This window comes from Spongiimicrobium salis (assembly GCF_043678055.1).
Classification (GTDB): Bacteria; Bacteroidota; Bacteroidia; order Flavobacteriales; family Flavobacteriaceae; genus Spongiimicrobium; species Spongiimicrobium salis.
The window spans coordinates 103,482-118,580 of record NZ_JBHEQA010000008.1 but is presented as its reverse complement, the minus strand read 5'-3'; the positions used below and the strand labels follow the sequence as shown (position 1 = coordinate 118,580).

13 protein-coding genes are annotated in these 15,099 nt (G+C 40.5%); 10 read left to right on the top strand and 3 right to left on the bottom strand.

Annotated features, from left to right (window positions below; translation table 11 throughout):
- Window positions 1-8 precede the first annotated feature (8 nt).
- From ACEXOE_RS22885 to ACEXOE_RS22840, 10 genes are all read left to right on the top strand, one after another.
- Window positions 9-572, top strand: coding sequence for an anthranilate synthase component II (locus ACEXOE_RS22885; RefSeq protein WP_394751209.1), 564 nt, complete (start codon window positions 9-11; stop codon window positions 570-572).
- A gap of 57 nt (window positions 573-629) precedes the next feature.
- The gene (gene trpD / locus ACEXOE_RS22880) at window positions 630-1,622 is read left to right on the top strand and encodes an anthranilate phosphoribosyltransferase (RefSeq protein WP_394751208.1); all 993 of its coding nucleotides are present in this window, start codon (window positions 630-632) and stop codon (window positions 1,620-1,622) included.
- A 32-nt stretch (window positions 1,623-1,654) separates the two neighbouring features.
- The gene (gene trpC, locus ACEXOE_RS22875; RefSeq protein ID WP_394751207.1) at window positions 1,655-2,437 is read left to right on the top strand and encodes an indole-3-glycerol phosphate synthase TrpC; all 783 of its coding nucleotides are present in this window, start codon (window positions 1,655-1,657) and stop codon (window positions 2,435-2,437) included.
- Window positions 2,438-2,443: 6 nt separating this feature from the next.
- Window positions 2,444-3,103, top strand: a complete 660-nt coding sequence (locus tag ACEXOE_RS22870; RefSeq protein ID WP_394751206.1) for a phosphoribosylanthranilate isomerase — start codon at window positions 2,444-2,446, stop codon at window positions 3,101-3,103.
- 27 nt (window positions 3,104-3,130) lie between these two features.
- Window positions 3,131-4,312 (top strand): tryptophan synthase subunit beta, encoded by a 1,182-nt coding sequence (gene trpB / locus ACEXOE_RS22865; RefSeq protein ID WP_394751205.1) that lies wholly within the window; start codon window positions 3,131-3,133, stop codon window positions 4,310-4,312.
- Between the two features lie 12 nt (window positions 4,313-4,324).
- Window positions 4,325-5,092, top strand: coding sequence for a tryptophan synthase subunit alpha (gene trpA, locus ACEXOE_RS22860; protein ID WP_394751204.1), 768 nt, complete (start codon window positions 4,325-4,327; stop codon window positions 5,090-5,092).
- A 109-nt stretch (window positions 5,093-5,201) separates the two neighbouring features.
- Complete coding sequence (locus ACEXOE_RS22855) at window positions 5,202-6,689, top strand: M20/M25/M40 family metallo-hydrolase (protein ID WP_394751203.1); 1,488 nt, start codon at window positions 5,202-5,204, stop codon at window positions 6,687-6,689.
- Between the two features lie 210 nt (window positions 6,690-6,899).
- A complete protein-coding gene (locus ACEXOE_RS22850; protein ID WP_394751202.1) occupies window positions 6,900-9,932 on the top strand; it encodes a glycoside hydrolase family 2 TIM barrel-domain containing protein in 3,033 nt (1,010 codons plus the stop codon).
- The gene (locus ACEXOE_RS22845; RefSeq protein ID WP_394751201.1) at window positions 9,929-11,500 is read left to right on the top strand and encodes a sodium:solute symporter; all 1,572 of its coding nucleotides are present in this window, start codon (window positions 9,929-9,931) and stop codon (window positions 11,498-11,500) included. Before ACEXOE_RS22850 ends, ACEXOE_RS22845 begins: the two co-directional genes overlap by 4 nt.
- A gap of 99 nt (window positions 11,501-11,599) precedes the next feature.
- Complete coding sequence (locus ACEXOE_RS22840) at window positions 11,600-12,562, top strand: carboxypeptidase-like regulatory domain-containing protein (protein WP_394751200.1); 963 nt, start codon at window positions 11,600-11,602, stop codon at window positions 12,560-12,562.
- Between the two features lie 3 nt (window positions 12,563-12,565).
- Here the strand turns inward: ACEXOE_RS22840 and ACEXOE_RS22835 are convergent, their stop codons facing one another.
- From ACEXOE_RS22835 to ACEXOE_RS22825, 3 genes are all read right to left on the bottom strand, one after another.
- Window positions 12,566-13,798 carry a transglutaminase domain-containing protein gene (locus tag ACEXOE_RS22835; protein WP_394751199.1) on the bottom strand — a complete coding sequence of 411 codons (1,233 nt, stop codon included), beginning with the start codon at window positions 13,796-13,798 and terminating at the stop codon, window positions 12,566-12,568.
- 218 nt (window positions 13,799-14,016) lie between these two features.
- Window positions 14,017-14,472 (bottom strand): GNAT family N-acetyltransferase, encoded by a 456-nt coding sequence (locus tag ACEXOE_RS22830; RefSeq protein WP_394751198.1) that lies wholly within the window; start codon window positions 14,470-14,472, stop codon window positions 14,017-14,019.
- A gap of 51 nt (window positions 14,473-14,523) precedes the next feature.
- On the bottom strand, window positions 14,524-15,096 hold the full coding sequence (locus ACEXOE_RS22825) for a sugar O-acetyltransferase (protein WP_394751197.1): 573 nt from the start codon (window positions 15,094-15,096) through the stop codon (window positions 14,524-14,526).
- Between the last annotated feature and the right edge of the window lie 3 nt (window positions 15,097-15,099).

Sequence of the window (15,099 nt, the reverse complement as noted above, 5' to 3'; positions counted from 1 at the left end):
GATTAGAAATGAAAAAAATATTAGTCATTGACAATTACGATAGCTTTACGTACAACCTTGTACATTACCTAGAAGATTTAGACTGTGAGGTTACCGTAAAACGGAACGACCAATTGGCATTGGAAGAAGTAGACGCTTTCGATAAAATTGTGCTGTCTCCCGGTCCCGGTATTCCAGATGAAGCCGGACTCCTTAAAGCCATCATTAAAGAATATGCGCCCACCAAAAGTATTTTTGGCGTTTGCCTTGGGCAGCAGGCCATAGGGGAAGTCTTTGGAGGAAGTTTGATCAACCTAGATCAGGTATACCACGGTATCGCCACCACAATTTCTATCAAAGAGGAAGGTACTTTATTCAAAGAAATCCCAAGAGAGATTGAAGTGGGCCGGTATCATTCCTGGGTCGTAGATCCCCAACTGCCAGAAGTTCTTGAAGCTACTTCTTTTGACGAAAATGGGCAGGTAATGTCGTTACGCCATACATCTTATGATGTCCAAGCCGTTCAATTTCATCCAGAATCAGTATTGACCCCGCACGGAAAGAAAATATTGGCCAATTGGGTACATGCGTAAACATCATCAAATTATCCAATTCATGACCGTATTGGTCGTCACAAAATCATAGTATTCATGAAAACAATTTTAAATCGTCTTATCAATCACGATGTGCTCTCTAAAGAAGATGCAAAGCAAGTATTGGTGAATATTGCCAAAGGATCGTACAATGCGAGTCAAATCGCGGCTTTTTTGACCGTCTATATGATGCGCAGTATTACTATTGAAGAATTGGAAGGTTTTAGGGATGCCCTCTTGGATTTGTGTTTGCCCATTGATTTATCGGCCTATAACCCTGTTGACCTTTGTGGTACGGGAGGAGATGGCAAAGATACTTTTAACATCTCTACTTTAGCTTCCTTTGTCACTGCTGGTGCAGGTGTTAAAGTAACCAAACATGGCAATTATGGGGTTTCTTCCAAATGCGGGAGTAGTAATGTCATGGAGTATTTAGGAATCAAATTTAGTAATAATGCCGACTTTTTGGAAAAGTCCATTGATAAAGCGGGTATATGTGTATTGCATGCGCCATTATTCCACCCGGCCATGAAAAATGTAGCCCCTATCCGCAAAGAATTGGCTGTAAAGACATTTTTCAATATGCTAGGTCCTATGGTGAACCCTGCTTTTCCTAAAAATCAGATGGTTGGGGTATTCAACTTGGAGTTGGCACGCATGTACGGATATCTCTATCAAAATACCGACAAGAATTTTACGGTGCTACATGCCTTGGATGGGTATGATGAAATTTCTTTGACCGGCAACACCAAAACCATTTCCAATAGTACGGAAACCATGTTAAAACCTGCTGATTTTGGAGTAGCACAAATTTCACAAGCCGATATTGTAGGCGGTGATAGTATTGAGGATTCTGCTCGAATTTTTGTAAATATCCTTGAGGCCAAGGGAACAGAAGCACAAAACAATGTGGTCTGTGCCAATGCAGGAATGGCCATTGCCACGGTGCAGGGAATTACTCCAAAAGAAGGCTTTGAAAAAGCCAAGGAATCGTTACTCGGCGGAAAAGGCCTTACGGCTTTACATAAATTACAAGAGATAAGTAAATAATGATTTTCAAGATTATAAGGACGAAGTAGTATATGAATATATTAGACAAAATAGTTGCCGATAAACGTAAGGAAGTTGCCTTAAGAAAACAGCTGATTCCTGTTTCTCAATTGGAAACCTCCGTACTTTTTGAGCGATTATCGCCTTCGTTGGCCGATGCGCTTAGAAATAGTTCTTCTGGAATTATTGCCGAACACAAGAGACGCTCTCCGTCCAAAGCAGTGATCAATCAAGGATTGAATGTACAGGATGTGGCGCAAGGGTATGAAAAAGCTGGTGTCTGTGGAATGTCTGTTTTAACCGACGGAAAATATTTTGGTGGCTCCTTAGACGATCTTATATTGGCACGGGCTGCTGCCCGCCTTCCCCTTTTAAGAAAAGAATTTATTATCGACACCTATCAAATCTTGGAAGCCAAGGCCTATGGTGCCGATGTAATTTTATTGATTGCCGCAATTTTGAGTCGGGAAGAAATCAAATTGTTTTCCGAGTTTGCCAAAGCTTTGGGGTTAGATGTCTTATTGGAAGTACACAATGAAGAGGAACTGCATAAATCCTTAATGCCAAGTTTGGATATGTTGGGTGTCAATAACAGAAACCTAAAGACTTTTGAAGTTAGCCTGGAAACCAGTAAATCCTTAGCGACTCAAATTCCGACGGACTTTGTAAAAGTGTCGGAGAGTGGTATTAGTACCGTAGCCGCCATTCAAGAACTAAAACCCTATGGATATCAGGGTTTTCTGATCGGTGAGAATTTTATGAAAACCGATAGTCCGGGAAAACATGCAACACTATTTATTGACCAATTAGGATAAAAAGAGATGAAACTGAAGGTTTGTGGCATGAAATACGAAGGAAATATTGGAGATGTAGCCAAGCTACAACCCGATTATTTGGGATTTATCTTTTGGAAAAACTCCAAACGCTTTTTTGAAGGTCCTATGCCCCAATTGCCTGAACATATTAAAAAAGTAGGTGTTTTTGTAGATGCTACCATTGAAGAAGTTTACGTGCACGTAAAAAAATACAATTTACAGGCCGTGCAATTGCATGGAAAGGAAAGTCCGGCATACTGTAAGGCGCTCCAAGAATTGGCCACATCATCCAAAACAATAGACGATGATCTGAAAACACCTGCTTTTGAAATCATAAAAGTCTTTTCTATAAAAGATGATTTTGATTTCTGCCAATTGGAAGCTTTTGAAGAGGTGTGCGATTATTTTTTGTTTGACACTAAGGGCAAATTACCGGGCGGGAATGGCTATACCTTCAATTGGGCGGTATTGGAGAATTATCCGTCTACCAAGCCCTATTTTTTAAGTGGGGGCATTGGTCTCCAAGAATTGGATAATATTAAGGCGTTTTTACAAACACCCGCTTCAAAATATTGCCATGTCATTGATGTGAATAGCCAATTTGAAGTGGAGCCTGGTTTAAAAAATATAATGGCATTAGAAGAATTTAGAAAAACGGTTCATTGAGTTTTCATGGACCATAAACTAGAAAAAATGACTTATCACGCTAACGAAAAAGGATATTACGGAGAATTTGGAGGAGCCTATATTCCCGAAATGTTATATCCAAATACGGAGGAACTTCGTCAAAATTATCTGCGAATCATGGAAGATCCTTCGTTTAAAGAAGAATTCAACCAATTGTTGCAGGATTATGTGGGAAGACCAACACCGCTCTACTTTGCGGAACGCCTATCCAAAAAGCACAACACCAAGATATATTTAAAACGGGAAGATTTATGCCATACCGGTGCCCACAAAGTAAATAATACAATCGGACAAATTCTAATGGCCAAAAAATTGGGCAAGCATCGTATCATTGCCGAAACAGGTGCAGGACAGCATGGAGTGGCCACAGCAACCGTTTGTGCCTTAATGGGCATTGAATGTGTGGTATATATGGGAGAAATTGACATTGCCCGACAAGCGCCCAATGTGGCCCGTATGAAAATGCTCGGTGCAGAAGTGCGCCCTGCCTTATCCGGAAGCCGAACCTTGAAAGACGCCACGAATGAGGCAATACGGGATTGGATCAACAATCCGGTAGATACACATTACATTATTGGTTCTGTAGTAGGTCCTCACCCCTACCCCGATATGGTAGCGCGCTTTCAATCTGTAATTTCCAGTGAAATCAAGATGCAATTACAGGAAAAAGAAGGTAGGGAACATCCAGATTATGTGGTGGCCTGTGTAGGAGGAGGTAGTAATGCCGCCGGGGCATATTACCATTTTTTAGATCAGCCAGAAGTGGGAATCATTGCCGTAGAAGCGGCGGGAAAAGGTATAGATTCTGGGGAAAGTGCCGCTACCTCTGCCTTAGGAAAAGTAGGCATCATCCATGGCAGTAAGACTTTATTGATGCAGACCTCGGATGGACAAATTACCGAGCCGTATTCTATTTCTGCCGGCTTAGATTATCCCGGTGTTGGTCCTATGCATGCCCATTTGTATCGCTCCAAACGTGCCGAATTCATTTCCATTACCGATGATGAAGCCATGACCGCTGGTTTAGCTATATCGCAATTGGAAGGCATCATTCCCGCTATAGAAACCTCGCATGCCTTTGCCGTATTTGAGCATAAAAAATTTAAACCGGAAGATATTGTGGTCATTAATTTATCGGGCCGGGGCGATAAAGACCTAAACACCTATATTGATTATTTTAAGTTATAAGGAGCTATGGATATGAATAGAATACATCTAAAATTACAGGAAGACAAAAAATTACTTTCCATTTATTTTACAGCAGGTTATCCCAACCTAAACGATACCGTTTCCATTATTCAATCCTTAGAAAAAAATGGCGTGGATATGATCGAGATAGGGCTTCCTTTTAGTGACCCCCTAGCCGATGGCCCCACCATTCAGGAAAGTTCCACCGCAGCATTGCGCAATGGAATGAATACCGCCCTATTGTTTGATCAATTGAAGGATATTAGACAATCTGTATCTATTCCCTTAATTCTTATGGGGTATTTTAATCCCATGTTACAATATGGTGTAGAAGCTTTTTGTAAAAAATGCCATGAAATTGGTATTGATGGTATCATTATGCCCGATTTGCCTTTGGATGTGTATCAAACCGAATATGAAGCTATATTTAAAAAGTATGGGCTCATCAATGTATTTTTGATCACTCCCCAAACCAGTGAGGCCCGTATTTTGGAGATTGATGCCGCTTCTGACGGATTTATCTATATGGTGAGTTCCGCTAGTGTTACAGGGGCAAAACAAGGTTTTGGAGATGCGCAACAGCAGTATTTTGAACGCATTGCCAGTATGCAATTAAAAAACCCTCAAATTGTCGGTTTTGGAATTAGCAACAAATCTACTTTTGAACAAGCTACCCAAACCGCAAAAGGAGCTATTATTGGTTCGGCTTTTATTAAACATCTCACCCAATTCGGTGTTGATGGTATAGGGGATTTTATTGGAGGAATTCGGGAGGCATAATCCACATTGTTTTCGAAAAAGTTTGTATCATTGTTTAGGAAATGGTTATTTGTATACGCCCATACTATTTTAACCCATTTTCCCTTATAATTTTAGCAAGAGCACACGCATGAAAAGACTTCTTCTTCTACTAGGATTGATTTCCAATATTGGTTTTTCCCAAGATGCCGCCCAGGTAAAATCCCATGTTCGCCATACCATTGATGAAATACGGGAATTTGTGGCTATTCCCAATGATGCCTTGGACCATGCCGATATCAATAGAAACCTAACCTGGTTGACCAAAAAATTCAATGATCGCGGTTTTAATAGTTCTGTTCTCCCCACGAGTGGAGAATCCTTGTTTTTTGCCGCCTTCCCTATTGATGATAATAAACCTACCATCTTATTTTACATGCACTTTGATGGGCAGTCCGTTGATCCGTCCAAATGGGATCAGCCTAACCCTTATGAGGTAGTGCTGAAAGCAGAGAATGGAGAAGATTGGACCACGGTTCCTTTTGATGAATTGGATACGGATATTAATTACGATTGGCGCTTATTTGGACGGTCTACTTCCGATGACAAAGGTCCTATTGTAATGTTTCTCAATGCTATTGACATGCTTAAGAAAAATAATATGGAGCTTCCATTTAATGTCAAAGTAATTTTGGATAGCGAAGAGGAGCGCAGCAGCAAACCCCTTCCGGAAGCGGTAAAAAATTATAGAGAATTGTTAGAGGCAGATTTTTTGGTCATCAATGATGGGCCCGTGCATATTTCGGGAAAACCGACCATGGTATATGGCTGCAGGGGAATAACCACTTTGTCCCTTACCACTTATGGCCCTATAAAACCTCAACATAGCGGTCATTATGGCAACTATGCCCCAAACCCTGGCTTTCAATTGGCCCAGGCATTGAGCAGTATGAAAGATACGGAGGGGAAAGTAACCATAAAAGGATATTATGACGGCATTTCCATGGATGAAGAAACGTTAGCTGTCCTGAAAAGCGTACCCGATGATACGGCAACCATTCACGAGCGTCTTCAGATAAAATCTTCCGAAAAAGTAGGTGGGTTTTATCAAGAAGCCTTGCAGTATCCCTCTTTGAATGTGAGAGGATTGGGATCAGGTTGGGTAGGTGACAAAGCCAGAACCATTGTTCCCGGAAGTGCCACCGCTGAAATTGATATTCGCTTAGTACCCGAATCCGATGGAAATCGGCTTAAGGGACTTGTAAAAAAGCATTTAAAAGAACAAGGTTTTTATATTATGGATAAGATCCCTTCCAAAGAAGAGCGTATGGCGAATGATCGCATCATGACCATTACCGAAGGAACGGTTACGGATGCTTTCCGCACGGATTTGGATAATGCTTATGGAGAATTCCTATCCAATATCTTAGGAGCAAATGACGATATTGTGCGTATTCGAATTATGGGAGGTACTGTTCCTATTGCCCCCTTCATCAACGAATTGAAAATACCTGCTTTTATTGTACCCATGGTAAATCCTGATAATAATCAACATAGTCCAAATGAAAATTTAAAAATTGGTCAGATTGCTTATGGAATCCAGACGTTTTATAAGATTTTAAGTACCCCTTTGCCCTAAGTTTTGGTCCCCCGCCCATTCCTGCTTCATCGGGGTCTAGCATAAATTCCTTGTTCCAAAAAGAGGGACATTCTGCCTTCATTTTTTCATAGGCTAATGCTATTGTACCCCCTATTCTTTCGTTAAAATATTGTTCTTCGCAAGAATAAACGTAATTTTTACTATTATTGTAATTGGGAATATTCCCCCATTCTTTACTCTTTCAAACCCATGGATTTGGATTTCGATTATTCTTGGCTCGAAAACCCCGCTGTCTTTAGTATAGGACAAACCCAACCCCGTGCATTCTCCATTGCATACCCCAATAAGGAAAAAGCCTTATCTGCTCATTTTTTAGATCATGACAATGTCCTTTTGCTAAATGGTTTATGGGATTTTTTTTGGGCCGAATCTTTTGAAGACATCCCTGAGAACTTTTATCAAAAGGAAGTACGATTCCCAAAAACGATTGAACTTCCCGTAAATTTTGAATTGGCAGGTTATGGAATTCCAATCTATGTGAATGACCGTTATGAGTTTGATAAAAATCCCCCTCGTGTACCTCAAAACAATTCATCCGGGATTTGCAAAAAAACATTTACCGTTCCCTCCCATTGGGAAGGCAAACAATTTTTTCTACACTTTGGTGCCGTAAGCAGTGCGGCTTATTTCTGGTTGAACGGTAGTTTCTTAGGGTATCATCAAGATTCAAAAACTGCTGTAGAATTTGACCTTACAGAACATATCCAAGAAGGAGAAAATGAAATTTGTGTGCAAGTATTTCGCTGGTGTGACGGCTCTTATTTGGAATGTCAGGATATGTGGCGTCTTAGTGGAATTGAACGGGATATCTACGTTTGGGCAGCTCCGAAAACGCAGCTTAGGGATTTTGAAATAGATGCTACTTTAGACGACACCTATATCCATGGTCTTGCCAACTTAAAATTATGGCTAAGTTCCCACGAAGCAGGCGTTAGGGAAAGTTCCCTCCACCTCACTACTACTGTTTTGGACCATGGGGGAGAAATCCTATGGGAAGCAACCCAAACCATTGCGCCCTTTGAAGGAGAAACCACTTTAGAATTTCAATTGAAAGTCCCGAATTGCATTCCCTGGTCTTCCGAAAACCCCTATCGCTATCAATTGCTATTTGAAGTTCGAAGAGGTACTACTCCCTTAGAATATCGCTCTCATTACTTTGGATTTCGACGTATTGAAATCGTACAAAACCAGTTATGTATTAATGGAAAAGCGCTTCGCATTAAAGGAGTGAACCGGCACGAGCACCATCCGGAGAAAGGACATGTGATTACAGAGGAAAGTATGCTTAAAGATATTCGTTTAATGAAAGAATGTCATATCAATGCCGTACGCAACAGTCACTATCCCAATCATAGAAGATGGTACGAACTCTGTGATCAATATGGCTTATATGTGGTTGATGAGGCTAATATTGAAAGTCATGGCATGGGTTATGAAGAGGCTTCATTGGCAAAAGATCTATTATGGTATGAGGCACATTTAGATCGCACCCAACGCATGTATTATCGTTCCAGAAACCATAGCTGCGTTATTGTATGGTCCTTAGGCAATGAAGGAGGCGATGGTATTAATTTTAAAAAAACCTATGCTTGGTTAAAGTCAAAGGAACAACATCGTCCCATACAATATGAACAAGCGGTTTTAGACGAACATACGGATATCTATTGTCCTATGTACCCTTCCGTAGATCATATTGAAAAATATGCTCTGACACATCCGGATCGTCCGTTGATCATGTGCGAATATGCCCATGCCATGGGGAATAGTCTTGGAAATTTCAAAGAATACTGGGATTTATTTGAAAAATATCCGGTCTTACAAGGAGGGTTCATTTGGGATTGGATGGATCAAGGCTTGAAAAAAACATCCAAAGACGGTCATTCTTTTTGGGCTTATGGAGGAGATTATGGAGGCGAAGGGATTCCCAGTGATGCCAACTTCTGTATCAACGGACTCTTATTTCCCGATCACACGCCACACCCTATGTATTGGGAAGCTGAAAAGATGCATCAGGATATCTTGATTTCTTTTGAAAAAGATCTTCTTGTCGTAGAAAGCAAATTTTTATTTAAAACGATATCCTTGGTGGTAACTTGGACCTTATGGAATATAGCAGGAGAGAAACAAACTGGTTCAGTAGTGCTGGAATTGGCCCCAGGTGCTTCCCACCAATTTTCGCCCTCATATACAGCTCTGGCCGAGGGTATTGCTACGTATCTGGATGTGAGCTGTACCTTAGTCCATGATTTTCAATTCTTCCCCAAAGGCCATTCTATAGCCAAAGCGCAATTTAAAATGAACCAAGGCAGTATCCTTCCCTTATTGAATCCGCCTAATACCGCACATTTATCCTATCGACCAGAACACTATCAATTTTACAATGAACACACCTTAATACAGCTAAACCCTAAAACAGGCTTGATCGATACTATTCTTTTGGAGGGAGAAGCCCTGTTACTGGCCCCCATACAACCTCATTTTTGGCGCGCGCCCAACGACAATGACTTTGGAAATGGAATGCCAGAACGCTGTCATGTTTGGAAAGATGCCTTTTCTTCTGCCACTTTAGTCGATTTTACAATCTTGGAAGATGGCAGTATAAGAGCTCAGCTCGTGTTAAAGGAAATAGGGGTTCATATTAGCATGTACTATGAGCTTACTAAAAATGATGGCCTTCACCTAAAGATGCATTTTCGACATCAGAACGATGCCTTACCAGAACTACCTCGAATAGGCCTTTATACCGTACTTGACCCCAAATATGACCGCATTTCTTATTTTGGAAGGGGGCCTTTTGAGAATTATCCTGATCGTAATGCAGCTGCCCATGTAGGAAGGTATAAAACTTCTGTTTCAGAAATGTTTGAACCCTATATAAGTCCTCAAGAAAATGGATATCGCACCGATGTGTATTCCCTGGAGTTGACCAATGGCTTTGGCAAAGGCCTGACCCTTGTAGCGGAAACGCCCATTGGATTTAGTGCTTTGCCCTATTCCCCACTTCAGCTTACACAGACTGCAGCAGGAAGCCAGCATCTCCATGAATTACACACAGATCATAAAATACACCTCTGTTTGGATGCAAAAATGATGGGAATTGGCGGAACTGATTCCTGGCAAGCATTTCCTTTGGAAAAGTATCGACTTCTTAAAAAGGAATACCGCTTGGAACTCTACCTCCATACCCATACTACGAACAATCCTAAAACCCGTACGCCATGAACACTTCTATTTCTAATATCGATATTATTATCATACTAAGCTACTTCCTGATCGTTCTGGCTATTGGGTTTTATATTTCCAGAAAAACAAAAACCGGAGAAGATCTTTTCCTGGGGGGTCGTACTTTTGGTTGGGGCCTCATTGGTTTATCCTTATTTGCTTCCAATATATCGAGCGCCACGATTATTGGCTTATCGGGAGCGGCTTATACCACGGGTATCGTAAATTCGGTCTACGAGTGGATGTCCGGCTTACCACTCATTATTGCAGCCTTGGTGTTTGTGCCCTTATACCTTAAAAATAGGATTACTACCATTCCAGAATTCTTAGAGAAGCGATTTGACCGAAGGAGTCAGCTTTTCTTTTCCGCCATTAGCATTTTTAGCACTATCATTATCGAAACCGCTGGCGGCCTTTATGCCGGAACGCTCGTATTACAAGCTTTTTTTCCGGATTTAGTGATTTGGCAGACGACCTTAGCCTTGGCCATCATTGCCGGGATTTATACGGCTTCTGGAGGGCTTAAGGCCGTAGTTATCACAGATTCCATTCAGGCCATTATTCTCATTGTAGGCTGTACCATCATGACATGGATTTTATTTGGAAAGCTCGATTATTCCTGGGACAATGTATTGGCTTCTGCCCCTGAAGGCCACTTTTCCGTGGTTCGTCCCTTGGATGATCCTGGTATACCCTGGCCTGGATTGATCATGGGCGTGCCTTTTATGGGATTTTGGTATTGGTCTACCAATCAGTATATCATTCAGCGCGTATTGGGAGCCCGTGATTTAAATCAGGCGCGATGGGGAGTTGTTTTTGCAGGTTTTATGAAAATTATCCCGCTATTTGTTATGGTATTTCCCGGAGCAATGGCCATAAGCCTGTATCCCGGACTTCCCGATGGAGATGCTGTATTTCCCAAATTAGTTACCGAAGTATTGCCCGTAGGATTGATCGGCCTTGTTCTTGCTGGATTGATTTCGGCCATTATGTCCAGTGTTGATTCTGCATTAAATTCTTCTTCCACTTTAGTGGTGATCGATTTTATAAAGCCGCGAAAACCGAATATCACAGAAAAAGATGTGGTAAAATACGGAAGGATTGCTACGATTGTTTTTATGCTCATAGCGGCACTTTGGGCTCCACAAATTCAAAACTTTGAAGGTTTATGGGACTACCTCCAACAGATGTTTTCTATTATAGTTCCTCCTATTGCCGTAATTTTCTTGGTAGGGGTATTCTTTAAACGAGGGAATGGACATGGCGCTTTTTGGACTTTGATTTTGGGTACTGGTTTTGGCATTTTAACCTTCATCCTAGGCGAAAACAATTTATGGAATCTCCATTATACGATGAATGTTGGTATTATGGTTCTTTTGAGCACCTTTGTATTCATTACAGTAAGTATGTGCACCGCTCCTCCATCTAAAACCCAAATTGCGCAATTGACTTTTAATCGGAGCGACATGAACGATCAAATGGAAGACATTCCCTGGTACGCCAATTATAAATATCAAATGATAGTACTGGCCCTCTTGATCTTCCTAATTTTATATTGGTTATGGTAATATTTGCTTTGATTTTTCGTTACAACTAGTGCTATTTCCAAGGAAATTATGTGGTACGATCCTTGCGATAGATAACTGTGAAACGCATCTGTATTCGGTATGAAGCTATTTTTTACTATTGTCCTATTGTTCTGGTGTATGCCTACTATGGTGGGGCAAAACATTCAAGTTATTGATAGTCTTACGGAAACTCCCGTTCCCTATGCAACGATTTCTTTTGGCAATGGATTGGGAACCTATGCCGATGGAGATGGTGTCTTTTCGTTCTCCAAAAAAAGATATGCCGATGTAGATACCCTCTATATTTCTGCCGTGGGCTACTATGAAAAGGTGGTTATGGCCTTAGAGCTTTCGGAAAAAATTTACCTAAAACCTCAAGTGATGGCCTTGAGCGAAGTGGTCTTATCTGCGCCCAAACGGGGAAAGTATAAGGTAAAAAAGCAAAAACACCTCACCCATACCGAGCTATTTTCTTCCTGGTTGCCCACTGTAGAAAGTGAAGTTGCGGTTTTCTACAATCGCTACGAGGGTAAATCTACACAGATATCCAAACTATATCTCCCTATAAATGCCGAGGCAAAATACAAAACCAAGGGAAAGGGGAAATTTGCAACCTTTTTTAGAATACAATTTTATGAAAATGACAACGGACTTCCTGGAGCGGCCATTGCCCATAGGGAAATTGTTTTTGCTATTGATGAAAAAAAAGATAAGGTGTTTACTTTAGACCTTAGTTCCAAACAAATCTTTATACCGGAAACGGGAATTTATGCTTCGCTCCAAGTATTGGGATATGAAAACAGTAAGGGCAAATTATCCAAATCTAAAAAGTATCGCGAAGTACAGACTCCAAAAGGGATTCAAAAAATATCAACAGCCTTTCGTCCACTATTGCCCTTTACCAATAAGCAAGGCAATAAAAACACCTATGTAAGACGTATTTTTCTCAATGGCAGAAAATGGCAGATCTTTGATAAATCGTACAATAAAAACTCTAAGTTGATTCAAAACGGCTTTAGAAACTACGGTATGGGTGCTGAATTCAGGGTATACGAAAATTAAACGTCACAATTCACGAGGGACTGCAAAACGTAGGGGTTTCCACTTTTTAAGATAGCGTTGGGCATACTTCTTATTTTCTTCAATAGAAGGACCAATTTCCAATATTTTAAATTCTATTCGAGTGATAAAATCATATAGATTTTGAGTGTTTTCTGCTGCCAATTTCGCGTTTTCGGCCATATTCCCGGTATATTTCAATGCCAACAAATCTCGCTTACATTGTCGCAATGCGGCTTTTCCTGCATAGAAGGAATTGTTGGCCTTTTCTATAACCCGTTTTATCTCCTCTTTTTCAATTTTGGGTTTTTTAAAACGCTTATTCGCATAACTGATAAAGGTATTGTTGAATATAATTCCTTCATTCACGGAGTCTCTGGCCCTATTGACCCTATCATTGATCTCGCTAAAGCTGCTAAACCAACGGTAGGACTTAATATTTTCGATCTGGGCGCTGTAACGCGCTACCTCTTCTTTAATCAGGATATGGGTAAGACCCGACTTCTTTATTCTTGCCACTGCCCTTTCCAACATTACAATACTATCCATAGTAGCAATATGGGCTATAGAATCCTTAAAGGAAAACTTCCCTGGTTTAAAGAGTTTGGCGTATTGCCTATCTTCAAATTCTGAGTGATCCAAGGGGTTATCCAAAAACTGCCATACCAAATCAAAAGGCATGTGTGTTTTTATGAATTCCTTAGGTTCAATTAGGAAAAAATCGTCCTGAAAAATATGCCTGTAGGTTTTATCATCCTGATAGCCCGAGGCCCAAGTAGCATCTATAAAATAATGTTTTTTACCTATTTCCACGGCATTCCAGGCATGATCTAAATCTGCAATATCCATATCACCCTCCTGCCTTGTATATCCGGCAATCACATAGGATTTTACGCCAGCAAGGGCACACATCCTATGAAACAACTGGGCATAATGTTCACAGACCCCTTTACGACTTTCGAGGGCATCGACTACCATCTGATCGTAAGAGGTATACTTGACTTCTTCATAACTTTTGGAAATGTCATAGCGAATGTTGTGCGCTGTCCACACATAAATGGCCCTAACTTTTTCATCGATTTTGCTTAAACCATTCGTTAAGTAAGTCGTTATTTCTTCAATAGTCTCTAAAGAATCAGGAATCTTTTTAGAACGTTTATCGATTTCCGTATAATCAGAAGCTGCAAAAAGACAACTTCCATAGAGAAGAAAAAACAACGACAATATAGTTCTAATCATAGTATTACGCTCAAGCACAAATTTTTGATATCTACTGTACCACCTAGGATGATGGTTTATTTTAAACGCTTTAAAAATTCAATTATTTCTTTAAAGGTCGTAAAATCAGTATTCTTACCCTAAAATAAACATTTCCAAAGCTTTATCCGGAAACCTTAACATTTCCTACACAATAATGCGTACCTATGGACTATTTTAGTAGGCTTTCCATTCGTATGCTAACCCTTACTTTTTGCATTCAACCCCATATGTATGATAGGGTAAGGTTTACCGGTGCCATCGACCTCGGATCGCCCGATCTTTTGAAATCCCATATGCGTATAGAATTGAAGGGCTTGTTCATTTTGCTCATTTACATCTACATATTGTACCTCCATTGCCGATATGGCATAGGTCAAGAGTGTTTTTCCAATCCCTTTACCTCGGCATTCCGGATCAATGAACAACATTTCCAGATTTTGTTCGGCAACGCCTAGAAAACCAAGGATATCGCCTTTTTCATCTCGGACACAGCGCAAGTTAACGGCATCCAAATACGTATTCAATATCAAAGGCCTAAAATAATTGATATCCTCTTCTTTCAGAAAGTGATGGGTCGCTCTAACCGAAGCTTCCCATAAGGAGACCACCGCTCCATATTCTTCTTTCTTTATCCGATCTATAGGGTAATACATTTTTGTGCTGACTTAAGGCTGTTTGTTGTTTTCTGTTTTTCTATATAAAACCTATATTTTTTTTCTTACTACGCAGGGGTTTCCAAAGGCCAAAACATGGTCGGGAATGTCCTTGGTCACCACACTGCCCGCGCCAATGGTGACATTATTCCCAATAGTAATACCGGGGCAGATGACTGTATTTCCGCCAATCCATACATTATCCCCGATAACCACAGGCCTAGCGGAGGTTATATAAGACGATTTTCCATTGTTTTTTCTAATGCGATCCTCTGCTTTTAAGGGATGATCGGCCGTATAAATTTGAACATAAGGTCCAATAAGGCCATTTTTCCCAATACGAATCGTATTGTCATCCAAAAACATGCAGTTCACATTAACAAAGGTATTTTCTCCTATGGAAATATGCGCGCCATAATCACAAAAAAAAGGACTTTCAATCCAAATTCCTTCTCCTTTGAAAGAGAGCAAATCTCGAAGAATACGTTCTCGTTCTTCCGTTTTTTCCACATCAAGGGTATTATAGGCTTTCAATAATTTTCTAGCCCGATAGTACATTTGGATCAATTCCGGATCTCTTGAATTGTAAGACGCTCCTTGTAGCATTTTTTCTTTTTCGGTCATAAT

Coding starts and splice junctions, on each gene's coding strand:
- ACEXOE_RS22845 (WP_394751201.1), top strand. CDS start 9,929: ATGAACACTTCTATTTCTAATATCGATATTATTATCATACTAAGCTAC.
- ACEXOE_RS22825 (WP_394751197.1), bottom strand. CDS start 15,096: ATGACCGAAAAAGAAAAAATGCTACAAGGAGCGTCTTACAATTCAAGA.
- trpB (WP_394751205.1), top strand. CDS start 3,131: ATGACTTATCACGCTAACGAAAAAGGATATTACGGAGAATTTGGAGGA.
- ACEXOE_RS22870 (WP_394751206.1), top strand. CDS start 2,444: ATGAAACTGAAGGTTTGTGGCATGAAATACGAAGGAAATATTGGAGAT.
- trpD (WP_394751208.1), top strand. CDS start 630: ATGAAAACAATTTTAAATCGTCTTATCAATCACGATGTGCTCTCTAAA.
- trpC (WP_394751207.1), top strand. CDS start 1,655: ATGAATATATTAGACAAAATAGTTGCCGATAAACGTAAGGAAGTTGCC.
- ACEXOE_RS22850 (WP_394751202.1), top strand. CDS start 6,900: ATGGATTTGGATTTCGATTATTCTTGGCTCGAAAACCCCGCTGTCTTT.
- ACEXOE_RS22885 (WP_394751209.1), top strand. CDS start 9: ATGAAAAAAATATTAGTCATTGACAATTACGATAGCTTTACGTACAAC.
- trpA (WP_394751204.1), top strand. CDS start 4,325: ATGAATAGAATACATCTAAAATTACAGGAAGACAAAAAATTACTTTCC.
- ACEXOE_RS22830 (WP_394751198.1), bottom strand. CDS start 14,472: ATGTATTACCCTATAGATCGGATAAAGAAAGAAGAATATGGAGCGGTG.
- ACEXOE_RS22840 (WP_394751200.1), top strand. CDS start 11,600: ATGAAGCTATTTTTTACTATTGTCCTATTGTTCTGGTGTATGCCTACT.
- ACEXOE_RS22835 (WP_394751199.1), bottom strand. CDS start 13,798: ATGATTAGAACTATATTGTCGTTGTTTTTTCTTCTCTATGGAAGTTGT.
- ACEXOE_RS22855 (WP_394751203.1), top strand. CDS start 5,202: ATGAAAAGACTTCTTCTTCTACTAGGATTGATTTCCAATATTGGTTTT.